The organism is Compostibacter hankyongensis, from assembly GCF_039541075.1.
Taxonomy (GTDB): Bacteria; Bacteroidota; Bacteroidia; order Chitinophagales; family Chitinophagaceae; genus Compostibacter; species Compostibacter hankyongensis.
This window is the reverse complement of sequence record NZ_BAABFN010000022.1, coordinates 109716-128372: the sequence shown is the minus strand read 5'-3', so window position 1 is coordinate 128372 and position 18657 is coordinate 109716. Positions and strand designations below refer to the sequence as shown.

Genomic DNA, 18657 nt, shown 5'->3' with positions numbered 1-18657 from the left:
ATGGAGATCCCGTGGAAGATCGAAGCGGGTAAGGGACTGCGGGTCTATCACGGGCAGGCGCTGGTTATAAACCCGGGCACTGTTATCGGGGCTAACTGTACCTTAAGACAGAGCACCACCATCGGGAATAAGCAATCCGCCAACGGAGCCTTCGGGGAAGGGAAAAGCCCGGTAATAGGGAATAATGTGGATGTCGGATCGAATGTCTGTATCATCGGGGATATAATAGTCGGGAACAATGTTGTTATAGGAGCCGGAACGATCGTCGTAAAAGACGTTCCGGACGATAGCGTGATTGTCGGTAACCCGGCCAGAATAGTCAGACCGCGGACTGATAAATTGGATCAAAGCATATGAAATTGCTATTCCTGTGCAATATGAAAAAATATTCCGGCGGTGAGCTGGTGATGGAGCGATTGATATTGAACCTCGATAGCAAATCGTATCAAAGCATCATTGCGCTGCCGGAAGGGGAGTTTTCTGCCAGATGTATCGTGAATAATATTCCGGTGCTGATTAACAATAATATTCCCAGGTTAAACCGGGGCGAAGGAAAGATTAATTACCTGGTATATCTGCTGAAACTTTTTAAAGGGATACTGGAAATATCGGGTTATGTCAAAAGAAATGGTTTCGATATTATCATTGCCAACAGCTTTGGTGTATCCCTTCATGCGGGATTGATCGGATTGCTCACGGGCAGGAAGGTTTTATGGATCCATCATCACCCCGTGTTTCAGAAAGAGGGTATAAATGCAAGCATTGCGCGTTTCGCTTCAAGGCTCTCTCATTCCGTTGTTTGTGTTTCAAATGCCTTGAAGCGATCATTAATTGATATCCGCATACCTGAGCAAAAAATCCGTGTCATTTATAACGGACTTGACCTCGATAGCTTTAGACCGCTTAAAAACGACGTTGTAAATGAAAAGATAACGATTTCAATTGTCGGTATTATTTCAAAATGGAAAGGACATCAATATCTTTTTAATGCGGTACATCTGATGTCCCGTGATATCAAAAACAGAATTTTGATCGATGTGGTGGGAGGTTTTATCCATAACTCGCCAAACGATCTGAAGTACAAGCATGAATTGGATGATTTTCTTGCCCGGTATAATCTTCAGAAGATAGTCCGTTTTGTGGGATACAAGCATGATATGAAACCCTATTACGGAACCAAGGTTGATGTTCTGGTCAACTGCTCCCAGGAACCGGAACCGCTCGGAACCACGATTTATGAAGCAATGTCCTTTGAAAAGATCGTGATCGTAACCGATCTCGGCGGGAATGTTGAGATTGTCAGCCATTTAATTGACGGCTTTATTGTAGACCACAGATCTCCTTTGAGCCTGGCGCAATGCCTGACGCATGTTGTAAATAACTATCGGACTGCAGAAATAGAAGGGATCAGAAAAAATGCACGAAAGAAGGTAACGACCCTTTTTGATATAAAAACCAGCGTGAAATCATATATGAAAGTTTTTGATGAGATTGTATCATGAATGAACTGATCAATAAGAGGAACCCTTCCGGAATCAACAGGCTGCTGATTCACGGACTGTATATTTCTGCATTGTTGTATAATATTCATCGTTATATATTCAAGTATAATAGTTCGGCAACATCTCCTACCTATACCAATACCCCTAATGCATGGAAAGCCGGAAAGTATCTGATCATACTGCTTGTCCTGTCTTTCTTTTATATGAATAAGCGGGCCTATAAGATTCATCAGCCGGTCAGGGAACTGATTATTCATTCTTTTCTGTTATGGAGCCTGGTAGTGAATGTTATATGGATTCTCGATTTTGGGACCCCTGTCTGGGAGGAGCTTGAATACCTGCTATGGGGTATCGCATTGCTTCCGGTATTTTACCTGGGAGACGATCTGAAGGAGTTTATCACGGATTTTCTTTCCAGGAACTTTTCCGTTATAGCTTATTTCACCATTGTTACCGACTTTTTTGTGATTGCGAATTACCATTTGACAGGTCGGCTGACCGCTTTGAGCTATGAAGGAAGTTTGATCCGCTTTGGCGGTTTGTGGGATGATCCCAATGGGTTTGGCCTGTTTTGTAATTTCCTGGTCTATATCGCTTTGGATAAGAGAAAGTGGCTGATGGCCGCCCTGCTGGCAATTTGCGTGTTTTATACGGTGTCATTCAGCGCCTATTTGATATTTTTTATTGTTATCTTACTATGGGGGTTGAAGGGCTTCCGGATAAACAATTATTTCCTTTATTTTTCCCTGGCAGCGGGAACCGGGATATGTCTGATATTTGCACTTTACTGGCCGGATATATACGCTTTTTATGTGACTACTGTTCAGCAAAAGCAGGGGTCCATTGATTCGCATACTTCTGTTAAGCTGGAATTTTTACTTTTCCCGTATCTGAATAAGAAATTTTTTTTCCACGAAACATGGTATATTTCGTATCTGTATAATTATTCCCCGTTTTCCTATCTCTTTTTATTCCTGATACTCTGCTTTGTCATTTATCTGTTCAGTAAGCCTTACAAAGCATATACCGAGATATATTTATTGTTGTTCATGCTGGAAATGATCTTTATTCCCATGCTGTCGGTCTTCCCCCTTAATATGCTTTTCTTTTTATTTCTATATAGTACTTACGGGATCAGGTATAAGAAAAAGGAAGGAGGATAGGGACATGCACAGATGCTTTTATATTTATTGTTTAATGATGCTGTGCAGTTTCAGATTGTATGGACAGGCCCCTGCTTACCGGTTAATATCCGGATCAGATAACGGGTTGAAAAATAACGGCATCTTTAATAATACCGCCTTGTTTAACAAGCTGGTTAACCAATCTGCTAACGTTGAAATAGTCCTGGACAGCGGTACTTATCTTTTGGATTCGCTGGTGATCAGCCGGCATAATATTATCCTGGATGGCAACGGATCCGTCCTGACCACCGGCAAGTCCGGCGCATCTCCGTTTCTCATTCTTATAAAAGGGAGAAATGTAACGTTCAGGAACTTTAATATGGTGTTTGCTGATCCAAGAAGGGGCGATGGGATCAGGATTTATGATACAAAGGACGTTTTAATAGAACATTGCAGGATAAGCGGTTATACGGGGAAAGGGATTGACATAGTTTATTCAGGGAATGTTCATGTCGATAAGTGTAATGTGGCATCTTGCCTGCACGGCATTCAGTTTTGGGGAGGAGATGCCGGGAAAGCGCCCGCCCCTTCTTCCGGCGTCAGCGGGATCAGGATAACCGGTAACGAAGTGAAAAACATCCGGAAGGGCGGGATATGGGGCAGTTTGGGAAGGGATGTTGAAATAACCGGTAACCATGTTTCTAATTGCGGGGATGTCGGAATCGATCTTGAGAGATGTGATAGCTCTGTCATAAAATACAATAACATTTCCGGCTGTAAGAATGGTTGCATAACGTTCTTTTATGGATGCCGCACAGTCGTGGTACAGGACAACGTGATACAGCAACAAGGCGTCAGGGGGCCGGGGATTAAATTTTACGGATCTGCATCCTTGCATAACAATATAGAATTGTCGGCCAACAGGATAAGCGGCGATCATATGTCGGCCATTGCCTTTGATGCGCGATCTGCAAATCGTATAAGGATTCTGAACAATACCATAGCAGGTAGGTTTTCCGGAGCCGTTAAGGCAATAGATTGTAATGATATCGTTATTCAGTCCAATATCGTCAAGCTGGTCAACAGCAGTATAGCGATCGATAATGAGGGAGGGTCCCGCTGGCGTATATCGGGAAATGAGCTGTTGAATACTGCTGAAAAGATGAATCCGGCATCAGGTCAGATAAATATAGGCATCAGAAATTACTGGAGATCGGCCGTCTTCAACAATTCGGAAAACACGGTGAGTGATAACAAGATCTCCGGATTTACCGCCTCCGTCCTGGAGGACAGCTGGGGAAATATGAGTGCTTCGAGCAACAGGTATTATGGCAACGTATTGGAGAGCTTTTATGATAATCTGAGAAAGAAAAGTGATGCCCGGATCGGTGAGCGTAATGAGATCAGACGTTCATCAGGGAAAAGATATGACCAGAGCAAAATAATAAAAATGCAGAATGGATCCAGTTTTAAGAATTATAAGTAAAACCCCGCAATCAGGGGGTGTCGTGGCTTTGGGCCTGAAGATGTTTTATTGTCATCCGTCAGGCGATGGTTCAGGAAAAACAGGGGTTGTAATGGGTAGGAGAACTTATTTCTAAAAAAAGAAAATCTGTTTAAGCATGAGCGGTCTTTTTTTTGATGTTAGGATGATCAATGATTCGGGGATAGGCACTTATATCAGAAATATCCTTCCGCCGGTTTCCGGTATTGCCGATACAACGGTTCTTGGCCGGAACAGAGACGGTTGTTTTCGCAATTTGATGTATAGGGATTTTGATTACCCCGTTTATTCGGTCCGGGAGCAGCTTGCCTACTACAGGCTCCGGAAAGACCTGAAGGCGGGTTTTATTTTGTTTTCGCCTCATTACAATATTCCTGTATATCCGCTTTCCTGTAAACGGGTGGTCACGATCCATGATGTCTATCATTTGGCTTTTCTGGACGATCTGAGTGTTGGGCAGAAGGTATATGCAAAGTTTATGATCAGGAGGGCAATAGCGAAGAGCGATAAAATTATCACGGTATCTGATTTTTCCAAAAAAGAGATCATCCGGTATTGTAATGATTGCGATCCGGAAAAGATATCTGTTATCAGGAATGGCATCAGGCAGCGATCAAAGATAGAAAACTTGGATGAAATAAGGTTCCGGTACGGACTGCCGGAGAAATATCTTTTGTTTGTCGGGAATGTCAAACCGCATAAAAATCTGAAGCGGTTTTTAAAAGCTTATCTTTTGCTGGATAACAGTATAAAGGATAAATATAAGATTGTTGTTGTCGGAAAAAAAAGCGGTTTTATAACAGGTGACCCCTTATTACATAAGCAGGTAGCGGAAGACAGGGTTTTGAGCTCCAATATTATCTTTACCGGTTTTGTCGCTGAGGAGGATATGGATACTATTTATGGCCATGCTTCCCTGTTTGTTTTCCCATCGCTGTATGAAGGATTCGGTTTTCCGCCATTGGAGGCCATGGTGAATGGCTGTCCTGTCGTCGTTTCCGATACAGCCAGTTTGCCGGAGGTCTGCGGTGAGGCAGCGTTGTACTTTAATCCCTATGATGTATATGATATCCGGGACAAGATCGACAGGGTTTTAAAAGATCATGATTTGCGTGAGAAATTGATTGAAAAAGGCAGGGACCGGGTTAGAAAGTTTACCTGGGAAGCATCTTCCCGAAAGCATGTCGAGTTACTTCGGTCTTTGATCCGGGATGAGGTTTGATCAGGTTATCTGCTTCCTCCTTTGGTAAATTATGGTGTTATATTATTTAAAACGGGTTTTTATGCGTATCGCAATTGTTCAGGATGAGCTGGTTCGTAAGGGAGGGGCCGAGCAGGTCGTACTGGGTTTTCATCGTGCCTTCCCTGAGGCGCCTATTTTTACGCTCTGTTACAACCGGAAAAAGACCTATCCGGAGTTTGAGTCCTGTGATATCCGCACAAGCTGGCTGGGCAGGGTTGTTAAAAATGAAAAGAGCCTGAAGCGGCTTTTTTACCCTTTTGCCATCTGGGCCATGCGTGCTATAAATCTAAAGGGATATGATGTGATATTGCAGTCTACTACCCATTGCGCCAAGTATGTGCGGCCCGATCCCCAGGCGCTGGTCATTACCTATTGTCATACGCCATTCCGTTTGGCCTGGCGTCCTGAATCGTATAAGGAGATTGACGGCGCCAATCCCGTTATGTCCAGACTGTACAGCATGGTCATCCGCAGGCTGCGGAAGATTGACAGGAAGGCAGCTCGTCGGACGGACTGGTTTATTACCAATTCGAGGGAGGTAGTCCCGCGGATCTACGCGGCTTATTTTCCCCGGGGAAAGGTAACGGTGATCAATCCTGGTGTAAAATGTGCAAACTTTTATCCTTCCGGTTTGGACGGCGGTTATTTCCTGGTGGTATCCCGACTTGAACCTTATAAAAAAGTTGACCTGGTTGTGGAAGCCTTTAACCGGTTGCCTGGTGAAAAACTGATCATTGTAGGAAGTGGGTCGAGGGAGGCTGGTCTGAAAAAGAAAGCCGGGAAAAACATAACTTTTGTCAGCGGCCTGAGCGCCGCCGAGCTGGCAGAGGTCTACGCGGGATGTAAAGCTTTGATTTTTCCGCAATTGGAAGATTATGGCATTACCCCGCTTGAGGCCAATGCATCGGGTAAGCCTGTGATCGCCTATGGGAGAGGAGGGGTGCTGGACACGATGATTCCGTACCAGGATGACATAAGACCCGCTACCGCTTTATTTTTTAACCGACAGACGGTTTCTGCATTGAAAGCGGCTGTTGTTCGCTTTGGGCATCTCCGGTTCGATACTTCATTTATCCGGGCACATGCTGAAAAATTTGATGAATCAGAATTTATAATAAAAATTCATAATTTTATTTCAAATACTTACAAATCAAACTGTTATATTTTTACTTGTAAACATTAAAAAAATATAAATCTTTTGTTTTTACACGTTGTTAGTATAAAAATCGATAATTTTAACAAAAAAACAATAATGGTAATATTATTTAATATTATTGAAATACGCTTAAAATTATTGCTTTTTATTTTCTCCATGCCCCTCTTCTGCGAATCGAAAGCCGGCCGTTTTTAAAGGCCAAATCATAGTTGACTGATCTTGATTTATTGATATTGCCTGTTGCCCTGTTTTAACAAATGCGCTGACTTATGGTCTATCGCTATTCAATCATGTTCCGCGTAGTCAATCGTATTGTGGACTATGCTTTGTTGAACCTGTCCATGGTGTTTGCCTATCTGACCCTGGACAAGTCTGACGTTTTCTGGCTTTATAACAGGACTTATCTCCCCGTAGTCCTGTTTGTAAACCTGTTATGGTTCCTGTCCAGCACCATATGCAGGCAATACTCCCAGGTGCTGCGTAAGGATTCCATCAAGATCGTTCAGGCCGTAATCAGATCCTATGTCCTTTTTGCCGGCTTTATAGTGCTCTTTATTATGCTGGTGCCCGCCCTGCTTCCTCATTATATCACCAAGACGTTTCTGATTTATTCGCTGTCCTATTTTGGCTTTTCCCTGGGAATCTGGAAGTTTATATTCCTGGTCATCCGTAAAATCAGATATGATATTCTCCACGATTTCAGAAAGGTGATCATTGCCGGTACAGGCCTGGCAGCAAAGGACCTTTACGAGTATTTTAAACGTAATCCTTACAGGGGTTATCAGATTATCGGTTTTTTTGATTATGATGCGGGTGAGACGATTGAGAAAGAACTGTATAAAGGCAGTATCAGGGAATGTATTCCTTATGTCACCCGTAACGAGGTAGATGAGATATTCTGCACGCTTCCGAGTGATAAGAATGAAGATATCCGTCAATTGATGATGGCGGCCGACCGCCATCTGGTAAGATTTAAGTTTATACCGGATTACAATACCTATGTAAAAAGGGCAGTACATCTGGAAAGCATGGGGGAAATACCTGTGATGTCCGTCAGGGTGGAACCGCTGGAGGGAATAATCAACCGGATCATAAAGCGCACTTTTGATATCGTGTTTTCACTTTGGGTCATTGTGTTTGTGCTGAGCTGGCTGTTCCCGATACTGGCTATCCTGATCAAGCTGGAATCCCGTGGTGCCGTATTGTTTATTCAGCTGCGTTCGGGACGGAACAACCATTCTTTCCGGTGTTTCAAGTTCAGGAGCATGCGGCAGAATGTGGATGCCGACCTGAAGCAGGCCACCCGGGATGACCCCCGGATCACGAGGCTGGGCGCTTTCATGCGTAAGACCAGCCTGGACGAATTGCCGCAGTTCTTCAACGTATTGAGCGGAAAAATGTCGGTTGTGGGACCCCGCCCGCATATGCTGAAACATACCGAGGAATATTCCCGACTGATCGATCAGTTTATGGTAAGACATTTCCTCAAACCGGGTATTACGGGCTGGGCGCAGATCAATGGGTTGCGCGGAGAAACCAAAACATCCGATGATATGCTGAAACGGGTGGAGGCTGATGTCTGGTACCTGGAAAACTGGTCATTCCTGCTTGACCTGAAAATCATATGCTATACTTTCTTGAACGTATTTAAAAAGGATCAAAATGCATTTTAGGGGTTCCCGGTCCGGGAGATTTATTAATACTAAAAAACACATACATGAAAGCAATCGTAGTAGGTACAGGTTATGTCGGACTGGTTACAGGGGCATGCCTGGCGGATACGGGTGTCCACGTGTCCTGTATTGACATTGACGAACGGAAGATCAATATGCTGAAGGGAGAAAGGCTTCCGATATATGAGACGGGCCTGGAGGAGATTGTCCGGCGGAATATGAAGAAAGGCCGCCTGGAATTCGGCACCTCCCTGGCCGAATTCCTACAGGGGGCGGAGGTCATTTTTATCGCCGTGGGTACGCCCCCGGATGAGGACGGCAGCGCCAATCTGCGTCATGTGCTGGCTGTGGCTACGGCTATCGGGGAAGCTTTGCAGGATTATGCCGTCGTGGTTACCAAAAGCACTGTTCCCGTAGGCACTTCGGCTAAGGTAAAAGCGTTCATAGCCGCGGCCATGGATAAAAGGGGGAGAAAGATATCGTTTGATGTAGCCTCCAATCCGGAATTCCTGAAAGAAGGCGCCGCCGTACAGGATTTTCTGAGCCCGGACCGCATTGTGATCGGAACAGACAGCATGCGGGCCCGGAACGTCCTGGACCAGCTTTATAAGCCTTTTCAGCTCAACCGCTACCGCATCATCCATATGGATATTGCTTCGGCGGAAATGACCAAATATGCGGCCAATGCCATGCTGGCCGCCCGCATTAGCTTCATGAACGATATGGCTAACCTGTGCGAGTTTGTGGATGCGGATATCAATCAGGTAAGGAACGGCATCGGCGCCGATCCGCGTATCGGAAGCAAGTTCCTTTATCCGGGAGTTGGTTACGGGGGATCATGCTTTCCAAAAGACGTGAAAGCCCTGATCCATACGGGAAAATACTACGGCCACAGGCTTCGCCTGCTGGAAGCGGTGGAAGCCATTAATGAAGATCAGAAGCAGGTCCTGTTCAAAAAGCTCCTCTATTTTCTGGATAACGATTTGGAAGGGAAGCAGATCGCCATATGGGGACTGGCTTTCAAGCCGAATACCGATGATATGCGGGAGGCTCCCGCCTTAACTATAATAGAGGCGTTGATAAAAGCAGGCGCCGGGGTGAGGGCTTATGATCCGATGGCCACAGGTGAGGCGCGTAAGCAGATTGCTGCAGATGTTATTTATGCTCAAAATGAATATGAAGCGGTGGATGGTGCCGATGCCCTGATGCTGCTTACGGAGTGGCCGGAGTTCCGGTTACCGGACTGGAAGCGCGTAAAAAGGCTGATGCAGCTTCCCCTCGTGCTGGATGGGCGGAATATATACAACCCGCAGCAGCTGAGAAGCCTGGGTTTTGTATATCATGGTATCGGAACAAAAAACGGAACACTTGCGGCGCTTGAAAAGTCATTGTACGCCGGAGCTTAAAAAGCCCCCTCAGCGGGTTTTTATCTGCCTGCTTATTTTCCGGATGGCCTGCATCTCTACCGGATCCAGCTGATCGAATAGCCGGCGCCGGTGCAGGTCAAACGACCGGTGCGGCATGCCGTCGGGATCGCCTCCCTGATCGCCGTTGTGAAAGCACCATCCCGCTGCACCTGCCGCCAGAGCGCCCTGCAGATCGGTAACATAGTCCGTTACCCCGGGCTGCCAGCGGGTATAGCCCCGGCGGAACGGTTCCTGGTAATTTACCGGTACCACCCGCCCGAGCGCTTTCATCATGGCCAGATATTCCCGGGTTTTTGATGCGGTTTGGGCAGCCGAGGCTGCATTCCGTGGCCGGTGGGGACAGATGAAGTCGACCCGGGCGATGCGCAGATACCGGTTCAGATCTTCCCGGCTGATATCGTTGCCGGCGGATGCTGTAACGAGCAGCCGGGGATAGCGGTCCTTTACCATCCTGCACAATTGTTCCAGCTCTTCAAAGCTTACAAACCGCTTGTCTCTGATATCGCGTTCATTGGCCAGGTCTATATACCAGTTTTGATAAGGCTTCAGGGCGGTTACGAGCGTTGCCACCGCATGTCTGTATGTCTTCTGATCCTTTATGCCATCGCCGTGCGAAAGGGTGACATCCACGATAATGCCTTTGCGATCGCACCGTTTTATGATCCATTCCAGCTTGTTCATCAATATCGCTCTCGCATTGCCCTGATGGTCTATGGCGCTTATATTGCTATCCGATCCTGGCCAGTTGGCCCAGATGCGTATCCAGTTAAAGCCATACTTTTTTATGTCTGCAAGGTCCTGCCGGATGAATTTTTCGGGCGCTCCCAGCCCAGCGTAGTAACTGATGCCGTATAAGAATACGGGATCGCCGTTTATGGTGAACTGTGAGCCGCGTATGCCCAGTCTGGTTTTGGCGGCGGGCAAATGATGGCCGGATTTTGTGCCGGCCTGCCCGTAAGCTTCATAAGCTGCAAGTAAATATATGCAGATGATGGCCGGAGTAATAATATACGCAGCAGTTTTGCAGGATCGTATCGGGTGAGACCTTCCCGGGTTCGTTTTTTTATTGCAGGAGGCAGAAACCGACGTGCGGTTCAATATGGGATTACCGGACCGGATGCGTATCATCGGATGAAGTGGCATTGAGGAGCTTATTCATATATTTGTTTGGCAAGTTATGAAAATTCGAACGGATGAAAACAATACTTATCTTAGAGGAACTGGCCTGCTTCGCCCTGGCGGTATTGGCCTTTTATCTGCAATGCAGCCTGGCCTGGTGGTGGTTCCCGGCGCTTATTCTTGCGCCCGATATCAGTATGTTAGGCTACCTTGCAGGGAATAAAACCGGCGCCTGTGTCTATAACTTCTTTCATCATAAGGGAACGGCGATTGCCTTATATCTTGCCGGATGGTACACCGGTCATCAGTGGTTGCTGTTTTGCGGGATACTCCTCTTTGCCCATTCCTCAATGGACAGGATATTCGGATACGGACTGAAGTATGCAACCGGATTTAGCGATACGCATCTGGGGAAAATAGGACGAAAGCCTGTATAAACATAAAACCTGCCGGCTGGCAGGTTTTATGAAAAAAGGGGGTGTCCCCGCAGAGACTCGAACTCTGGACCCGCTGATTAAGAGTCAGCTGCTCTACCAACTGAGCTACAGAGACAAAAAGAAATCCCGCAAAGCGAAATCCGGTTTGGAAACCGGGAGGCAAAGATACGAATCCTGGCCAAATATGATAATCGAATTTGAAAAATATATGACAGCTGCCGGGAAACGGTAGAAAAGATTGTTTACGGCGAAGACGTGATATTGCCGGATTTAGTGCTATCTTTGTCAGCTGTAAATTCAGTATGATTGTGAACAGGCATGTCGTGAAAAAGGGATTATCCCTGCTGCTGCTGGTGGTATTTTTCTATAGTACCACTCCTGCAGCTTTTCTGCATGCCGTGTTCGCCAACCACAAAGATACCCGCGAACATTATACCGTTGATGGAAGCGGTCATATCAGTCCTGTACATATACACTGCCCGTTCCTGCACTTCAGTACCACGCCTTTTGTTTCTCCGGAAGGTATTCTTCTGAGCACCGCACAGGTGATACAGGAGACGCTGGTACAGCCCATAGCGACGTGCACCTTTGTCTTGTATTCTCCCTTTCCCGCCCTGCGGGCGCCCCCTGCCCGCCTCGTAGGGTAAAGTCCGGACAGGATATCCCTTTAGCTTCTTTCGGAAGGCGCAATGTGTCCTGCATTGTTGTGCCGGTTTCTTCATGACCTAAAGCAGTATCAGTGACGTTGAAAACGATCGCCCTGGCGATGGGTATATGCTATGCCCGTTTCGCCTGCGGCCAGTGTATCCATACGTTTGCCTTGTCGGGAAAGGTGTCTGATCCCGACGGCCGTCCCATTGCCGGAGCTGTTGTCGGGATAGCCGCGCTGGGAAAAGGTACCGTCGCTGATCAGCAGGGCGTTTACCACATGACCGGTCTCTGTCCGGGCAACTATACCGTCACCTGTGAAAAAGTGGGTTTTCGTAAGGTCTCTGTCCGGCTGACCCTGGATAGCAACAGCCGTCATGTCTGGGTGTTGACGACGGATACCACGGAGCTAAAGGAGGTGTTGATCGCGGGAGACCGGAGACGTATGCTGAGTACCGTAACCCGTGAAGTGCTGGAATCTTCTTTGAAATTCGGTTCCCGTGCCCAGCCCTTAGGAGAATCCCTGAAGGCGATCCCGGGGCTGAATAGCGTCCAGATGGGTCCTTCCCTGTCCAAGCCGGTCATTCAAGGCCTGTACGGCAATCGTATCCTTATCCTGAACAACGGAGTGCGGCAGGAAGGACAGCAATGGGGGGAGGATCATGCGCCAGAATTAGATCCCTTTGTAGCCGGCAAGATCTCCGTGATAAAGGGCGCTGCCGGAATAAGATATGGTCCGGATGCCATCGCGGGGGTAGTGCTGCTGGAGCCGGCGGCCCTGCCTGCTACGCCTGGAATCGGCGGATCCGTCAACCTTACCGGTGCTTCCAACGGGCGGATGGGTGTGGGTTCGGCTACTCTTGAAGGGGCCTTGGGGCACCGGCTCAGCGGATGGGCCTGGCGGGTGCAGGGTACCCTCAAAAGGGCCGGTAACTTCAGGACGCCCCATTATTACCTCGGCAATACGGGATTGGGCGAAAGCGACTTTTCCGCCTCGGTAGGGTACCGGAAAAACCGTTTCGACATACAGCTCTTTTACAGCCACTACGGGACGAAGATCGGTATCTTCGATGGATCGCATGTGGGGAATATTGAAGACCTCTATGCGGCCTTCAAACGTTCCAGGCCGCTCACCCCTTCGGTGTTTTCCTATAAGATCAGGCGGAGCTACCAGTCGGTGCGTCACGACCTGTTTAAAGCATCCGCCCATTATCAGTTCGGGAACGGGGGAAAGGTGGAAGCCGATTTTGCCCGGCAGGGGGATCTTCGTCAGGAATACGATGTGGATCTTCCGTATTCAGACGATCCGGCTGTGCTGAATATGCCGCAGCTGCGCTTCCGGCTGACCACCCATACGCTGAATGTGGCCTATATCGAACCGGAAAGGAATCATTTCTCCGGCAGTATCGGTCTCAGCGGGATGACGCAGGGCAATGTGTTCCGTGGTATCCGTTATCTCATACCCAATTTCAGGAATTATACCGGAGGGGCGTTTGCCATAGAACAGTATAACCGTAACCGGTTGACACTGGAAGGCGGATTGCGTTACGATTACCTCTGGCTGAGGGTCTACCAGCGGGATCAGGCTTCGCTGGCTCTTTATCACAGCACTTTCGATTACAGCAACCTGACCGGAACGCTGGGATTCAGATACCGGCTGGGTGAACGCTTTTCCATCAACGGGAATTTCGGTATTGCCTGGCGTGCGCCGAGCATCAACGAGCTCTATATCCGGGGTGTTCATTTCAGCGCTGCCAGCTATGAGATCGGGGATTCCGCACTCGTTTCCGAACGTTCCTATAATACTACCGCCGGGCTGAAATACCGGTCGGAGAAGTTTCAGGCCGGACTGGATCTGTACGACAACGAGATAAATCATTTTATCTATGCCCAACCCCTGCTGCAACCGGTTACCATCATCAGCGGCACCTACCCGGCATTCAGATATACCCAGGCCGATGTGCGACTGCGGGGCGCCGACCTGAATGCATCATACCGGTTCCTTCCCCACTTTGACCTGGCATCAAAGATCTCGTTTGTGAGGGGGTATAATAAGTCCATTCATGATGATCTGATCTATATGCCTGCGGACCGTTTTGACCATACGCTTTCTTATCGGCGGAAGAAGCTGGGAAGACTGCAGGATGTAAGGCTGTCCCTGCAGAACGTTACGGTATCCCGGCAGACGCGGGTACCCCCCAACAGCGACTATGTGCCGCCTCCTCCGGGGTATTCGCTATTCAATGCCGACGTCGGCTTCCGGCTACCGTACCGGAAACAGGGGGTGGATATGGACTTCGCGGTGAGGAACCTGACCAATGTGGCGTACCGGGAATACCTGAACGGGTTCCGTTACTATGCCGACGAGCCGGGGATCAATTTTATAGTAAGCGCCAGGCTTAAATTTTAATCTAAACTGTCATCTGTAAATTTTAAATCCAAGTATATGAAAAAAGCAATCAGTCTGACCGGCATTGCCATGATGGTATTGCTGTGGAATGCCTGCAACAAGGATGAAGAGGCGGTGGCTCCTCCCGTACCGGGAAACGAGTTCCTTACCACGGTTGAATTGAAGGTCACCAATGAAAACGATCCGTCGGATACGCAGACCGCGTCCTGGAAGGACATGAACCCGGACGACGATACGCCGCCGGATGTCAGTGCTGCGAAGCTAACGCTCAAACCCAATGCAAAGTACAAGGCGGAAGTGTTATTCTGGGACGATACACAGAGTCCGCGCGGAGACGTCACCGAAGAAATCAAGGAACGGGAAAACTATCATCTGGTCTGCTTTACCGTAAGCTCAGGGCTGAATCTGACGGTAAAAAGAACAGATCATGATACCAATACGCCCGCGCTGGAAGTGGGACTGGAAGACGAATTCACCACGGGAGCAACGGGCGCGGGAAAGCTGAATGTACAGCTGCGGCACCAGCCTAATGTCAAAGACGGCACCTGTGAGCCGGGCTCTACGGATGCCGACGTGAACTATGATATCACTATTCAATAATCCGAACCTTAAAACATTTTAATGATGAAGCATATTTTTAGTTCAATAAGCCTGCTGTTGCTGCTGACCGTATCCCTGTCATCCTTTGCGCAGGACAAAAAGCCGGTAAAAAGCTATATCGGCATTACAGGAGGTGTCAGCGCCCCTTCCGGCAATTTTGTCAAAGGGGATTATGACAATGATAAGTCCGGTTTTGCCGGTACCGGGGCAGCCATAGGTCTGACGGGGGTTTATTATTTCAAATCGGGATTCGGCATCGGCGGCCTGGCTACCTATAACGGATACGGATTTAAAGGGGCGCAGCAGCTGGCCGACGGTTATAAGGAAGCCTTTGATGTTGACAGCTCCACCGTAAAGGTAGACGGCAGTAATCATACCCTGAACATCCTGGTGGGGCCTTATTACGCTTTCCCTTTGGGTAAAAAGCTTTCGCTTGACCTGCGGGTGCTCGGCGGGCTGGTCAATGCCAGCCTGGCGGGGAACAAGGTATATCTGGAGGACAATACCGACGCTACCTTCGGGCAGAAAAAATCCACGGCCTCAGCCTTTGGCTTTCAGGCGGGTGCCGGGCTCCGTTATGCTATCGCTCCCCATCTGGCCTTGCTGCTGAATGTGGATTACTTCAGTTCCAAACCGGATTTTAAGGTCAGCAACGAGAACCGTCCGGTTAACGCAGGTCGCCTGATTACCCGCTACCACGAAAGCATCAGCGGCATAAACGGCAACCTGGGCGTGGCCTATCAGTTTTAACGCCGCCTTTTTTCAGATTTCCTTTTGATGGCGGGGAAAGGCCTCCGGGGCAGGATGGATTCCTGTCTCTGGGGCCTTTTTGCTTTTAATCCTATCTTTGTACCCGTGCGTTTTCCGGAAAAATACAGGATAGGGAAGAAAGCGGCAGCGATAGGTGTGCTGGCTGTTTTCTTTTTTGCCATCCTTCCGCATGATTTTATACATGATTTTGCCGGACACCGGGACACGGTAGACCATTACAATACAGGTCTTAGCTGGAGCAGACACCATATCCACTGCGACTTTCTGAAGATTATCATCGCGCCTTATCTACCCGGAGCGCCGCAGGTATTGCCGGCCGGATATGCCAGCTATGCCGTACCCGTCTTTGCGCTGGCGCTGTCTGACATGACGGGGGCGGCTCTTGTTTCCCTGTTGCGCGGCCCCCCTCCGGCGCTGACCTGAGCCATAAAACGGTCCGGCGGCTCCGTAGCATGAACTATGTCTTGTCCGCCGGACGATCTTCACACCATTTTATTTTATCCCGGACAGGAAACCGTTTTTGCCGCCATGGAGGGATAATCCTACAGACGGCGAGATGTTATCATATAAACGTTTTTCCCGCAATACCCACACATGAAAAAAATCATATTTTATATCATCCTGACTGTCCTGTTGGGGCCGGCCATGGTTTCCCGTGCTGCCACGCGGGAAGAAGACAAAAACCTGCTCACCGGCACCGTTACGGATGCGAAAAGCCACCAGCCCCTGGCAGGGGCTTCCGTATATTTTCCCGATCTGAAGACGGGCACCATTACCGGCAGCGACGGCCATTTCAGCATCAAGAATCTTCCGGCGGGAAGCTTCCTGGTACAGGTGCAGTATATCGGCTATGGGTCGGTGAGCGCTATGGTTACGATCAAAGGGGCGGTAACGCATGACTTTCAGCTTTCCCCCGCCGTGCTCGAACAGAGCGAAGTGGTCGTCACCGGCAGCAGCGCGGCTACCGAGGCCCGGAAAAGTCCTACCCCCATCAGCGTGATCAGCATGCAGCAGATCCGGCGCCGGGCCTATACCAACATCATTGACGCGGTCGCCAAGCAGCCGGGCATCAGCCAGGTATCTACCGGGCCGGCGATATCCAAACCGGTGATCCGCGGATTGGGGTACAACCGGGTGGTGGTGATCAACGACGGCATCCGGCAGGAAGGCCAGCAATGGGGCGATGAGCACGGTATCGAAGTAGATGATTACAATGTCAGCAAGATCGAGATACTCAAGGGGCCGGCTTCGCTGATGTATGGCTCGGATGCTCTGGCGGGCGTGGTCAACATCATTTCCAACCTGCCGGTGCCGGAGGGCACGGTAAGGGGCAATCTCACCGGCGCCTGGCAAAGCAACAGCGGGCTGTGGGGAGTGCATGGCAACCTGGCGGGCAACCTCAACGGCTTTAACTGGAACGCTTATGGTACCCGTCAGCAGTCGCACGACTACCGGAACAAATACGACGGTTATGTGTTCAATTCCCGCTTCAACGAAACCAACTTCGGAGGCTATGTAGGGCTGAACAAAAGCTGGGGCTATTCCCATCTGCAGTTCGCCTCGTTTAACGAGAACCTGGGGCTGGTGGAAGGCGAAAGGGACGACGATGGGCATTTTGTAAAGCCGGTGCCGGACGGGGAAGAAGTACCTACCCACGGTGATTTTACTTCGTACCAGCCGGACATTCCGCGTCAGCGTATCGTACACAACAAGGCGGTACTGGATAACAACTTTTACCTGGGCGGCAGCAGCCGGCTGGCCCTTATCCTGGGCTTCCAGCAGAACCTCCGCAAGGAGTACGGGGAGGTGGAAACGCCGGATGTGCCGGGATTGTCGCTGCGGCTCAATACTTTTAATTATGATGCAAAATATTTTCTTCCCGCCCTGGGTCGCTGGCAGACCAGCATTGGCGTGAACGGCATGGCGCAGCATAACATTAACGAGGGTATGGAATTCCTCATCCCCGATTACCACTTATTTGACATCGGCGCTTTTGCGTATGTAAAACGGGATTTTGACCGTCTGTCGCTTAGCGGTGGGCTGCGTTTTGATAACCGCCACATCCAAACGGATGCGCTCAGGCTGGATGAGGACGGAAAGCCGGCCGGCGCCGGAGAGGGTGAAGAGAAATTCAGCGCTGTCCGCCGCAACTTCTCCAATGTTTCGGCCAGCGCAGGGCTCAGCTATGCAGCCGGTTCTGCAGTGACGCTGAAGGTCAATATTGCCCGGGGCTTCCGTGCGCCGAATGCCGCCGAGCTGTCGGCCAACGGCGTGCACGAAGGCACTATCCGGTATGAGTACGGTAATACGGCGCTTCACCCTGAGGTCAGCACCGAAGGCGATCTCGGACTGGAATGGAACAGCACGCATGTGTCGTTAAATGCAGGCGTATTTTACAACGACATCCGTAATTATATTTTCTCCCGAAAGCTGACCGGCGCCGGCGGGGAGGATTCCATACCCGTCAATGATAACGAGGAGGGCTATGCCGCCTTTCAGTACCAGCAGACCCATGCGCATCTCTATGGCGGGGAGCTGACCCTGGATATCCATCCGCATCCGCTGGACTGGCTGCATTTTGAAAATTCCCTTTCCTATGTGCGCGGCACCATTGCCGGCGGTACGGATTCCACCGGTAACCTGCCCATGATGCCGGCCACCCGCTGGGTCAGCGAGCTACGCGGGGATTTCCTTAAAAAGGGGAAAGGGATCCGGAACCTGTATGTGAAGATAGAGCTGGACCGTTATTTCCGGCAGAACGAGATCTTCAGCGCCTACCGCACGGAAACGGTTACGCCGGGCTATTCGCTCCTGAATGCCGGGATAGGTGCAGACATTGTCAACCATAAGGGCCGTACCCTGTTCAGTCTGAACCTCTCCGCAGATAACCTGGCGGATGTGGCCTACCAGAATCACCTGAGCCGTCTCAAATATGCCGATGAAAATCCGGTTACCGGACGCACGGGCGTTTTTGATATGGGACGCAACTTCAGCGTGAAGGTAAATGTGCCGCTGAATTTTAAGTAAGGTCGTTTCCAGATAT

Annotated in this window: 16 protein-coding genes and 1 tRNA gene; 15 read left to right on the top strand and 2 right to left on the bottom strand. The window is 49.2% G+C overall.

Translation table 11 applies throughout. From position 1 onward, the window contains the following. The 8 genes from ABD851_RS16605 (at position 1) to ABD851_RS16570 (ending at position 9608) form a co-directional block, all read left to right on the top strand. Positions 1-357, top strand: a complete 357-nt coding sequence (locus ABD851_RS16605) for a serine acetyltransferase (RefSeq protein ID WP_344981401.1) — start codon at positions 1-3, stop codon at positions 355-357. Between the two features lie 20 nt (positions 358-377). Continuing rightward, the gene (locus ABD851_RS16600; protein WP_344981400.1) at positions 378-1502 is read left to right on the top strand and encodes a glycosyltransferase family 4 protein; all 1125 of its coding nucleotides are present in this window, start codon (positions 378-380) and stop codon (positions 1500-1502) included. Further along, complete coding sequence (locus ABD851_RS16595) at positions 1499-2665, top strand: hypothetical protein (protein WP_344981398.1); 1167 nt, start codon at positions 1499-1501, stop codon at positions 2663-2665. The genes ABD851_RS16600 and ABD851_RS16595 overlap by 4 nt, the downstream gene beginning before the upstream one ends. Before the next feature lie 139 nt (positions 2666-2804). Then, entirely contained in the window at positions 2805-4112 is a 1308-nt protein-coding gene (locus ABD851_RS16590; RefSeq protein ID WP_344981396.1) for a right-handed parallel beta-helix repeat-containing protein, read from the top strand. A 136-nt stretch (positions 4113-4248) separates the two neighbouring features. Then, positions 4249-5352, top strand: coding sequence for a glycosyltransferase family 4 protein (locus ABD851_RS16585; RefSeq protein WP_344981394.1), 1104 nt, complete (start codon positions 4249-4251; stop codon positions 5350-5352). A gap of 31 nt (positions 5353-5383) precedes the next feature. Then, positions 5384-6556 carry a glycosyltransferase gene (locus ABD851_RS16580; protein ID WP_344981392.1) on the top strand — a complete coding sequence of 391 codons (1173 nt, stop codon included), beginning with the start codon at positions 5384-5386 and terminating at the stop codon, positions 6554-6556. 242 nt (positions 6557-6798) lie between these two features. Continuing rightward, positions 6799-8202 carry an undecaprenyl-phosphate glucose phosphotransferase gene (locus tag ABD851_RS16575; protein ID WP_344981390.1) on the top strand — a complete coding sequence of 468 codons (1404 nt, stop codon included), beginning with the start codon at positions 6799-6801 and terminating at the stop codon, positions 8200-8202. A 44-nt stretch (positions 8203-8246) separates the two neighbouring features. After that, positions 8247-9608 (top strand): UDP-glucose dehydrogenase family protein, encoded by a 1362-nt coding sequence (locus ABD851_RS16570; protein WP_344981388.1) that lies wholly within the window; start codon positions 8247-8249, stop codon positions 9606-9608. A gap of 9 nt (positions 9609-9617) precedes the next feature. Here the strand turns inward: ABD851_RS16570 and ABD851_RS16565 are convergent, their stop codons facing one another. Next, a complete protein-coding gene (locus ABD851_RS16565; protein WP_344981386.1) occupies positions 9618-10553 on the bottom strand; it encodes a hypothetical protein in 936 nt (311 codons plus the stop codon). Positions 10554-10822: 269 nt separating this feature from the next. Here ABD851_RS16565 and ABD851_RS16560 point away from each other — a divergent pair, with 269 nt between their 5' ends. Then, the gene (locus ABD851_RS16560) at positions 10823-11185 is read left to right on the top strand and encodes a DUF4260 domain-containing protein (protein ID WP_344981384.1); all 363 of its coding nucleotides are present in this window, start codon (positions 10823-10825) and stop codon (positions 11183-11185) included. Between the two features lie 42 nt (positions 11186-11227). On the opposite strand, the gene ABD851_RS16555 is transcribed toward ABD851_RS16560, so the two are convergent. Continuing rightward, a tRNA-Lys gene (locus ABD851_RS16555) sits at positions 11228-11300 on the bottom strand. A gap of 208 nt (positions 11301-11508) precedes the next feature. Here ABD851_RS16555 and ABD851_RS16550 point away from each other — a divergent pair. From ABD851_RS16550 to ABD851_RS16525, 6 genes are all read left to right on the top strand, one after another. Next, positions 11509-11832 (top strand): hypothetical protein, encoded by a 324-nt coding sequence (locus tag ABD851_RS16550; RefSeq protein WP_344981382.1) that lies wholly within the window; start codon positions 11509-11511, stop codon positions 11830-11832. A gap of 92 nt (positions 11833-11924) precedes the next feature. After that, positions 11925-14243: a TonB-dependent receptor gene (locus ABD851_RS16545; protein WP_344981380.1), complete on the top strand. Its 2319-nt coding sequence runs from the start codon at positions 11925-11927 to the stop codon at positions 14241-14243. A 36-nt stretch (positions 14244-14279) separates the two neighbouring features. Next, positions 14280-14843, top strand: coding sequence for a hypothetical protein (locus tag ABD851_RS16540; protein WP_344981378.1), 564 nt, complete (start codon positions 14280-14282; stop codon positions 14841-14843). 24 nt (positions 14844-14867) lie between these two features. After that, entirely contained in the window at positions 14868-15593 is a 726-nt protein-coding gene (locus tag ABD851_RS16535) for an outer membrane beta-barrel protein (RefSeq protein ID WP_344981376.1), read from the top strand. 27 nt (positions 15594-15620) lie between these two features. Continuing rightward, the gene (locus tag ABD851_RS16530) at positions 15621-16037 is read left to right on the top strand and encodes a hypothetical protein (RefSeq protein ID WP_344981374.1); all 417 of its coding nucleotides are present in this window, start codon (positions 15621-15623) and stop codon (positions 16035-16037) included. 171 nt (positions 16038-16208) lie between these two features. Continuing rightward, positions 16209-18641: a TonB-dependent receptor gene (locus ABD851_RS16525; RefSeq protein WP_344981372.1), complete on the top strand. Its 2433-nt coding sequence runs from the start codon at positions 16209-16211 to the stop codon at positions 18639-18641. The last annotated feature ends 16 nt before the right edge of the window (positions 18642-18657 follow it).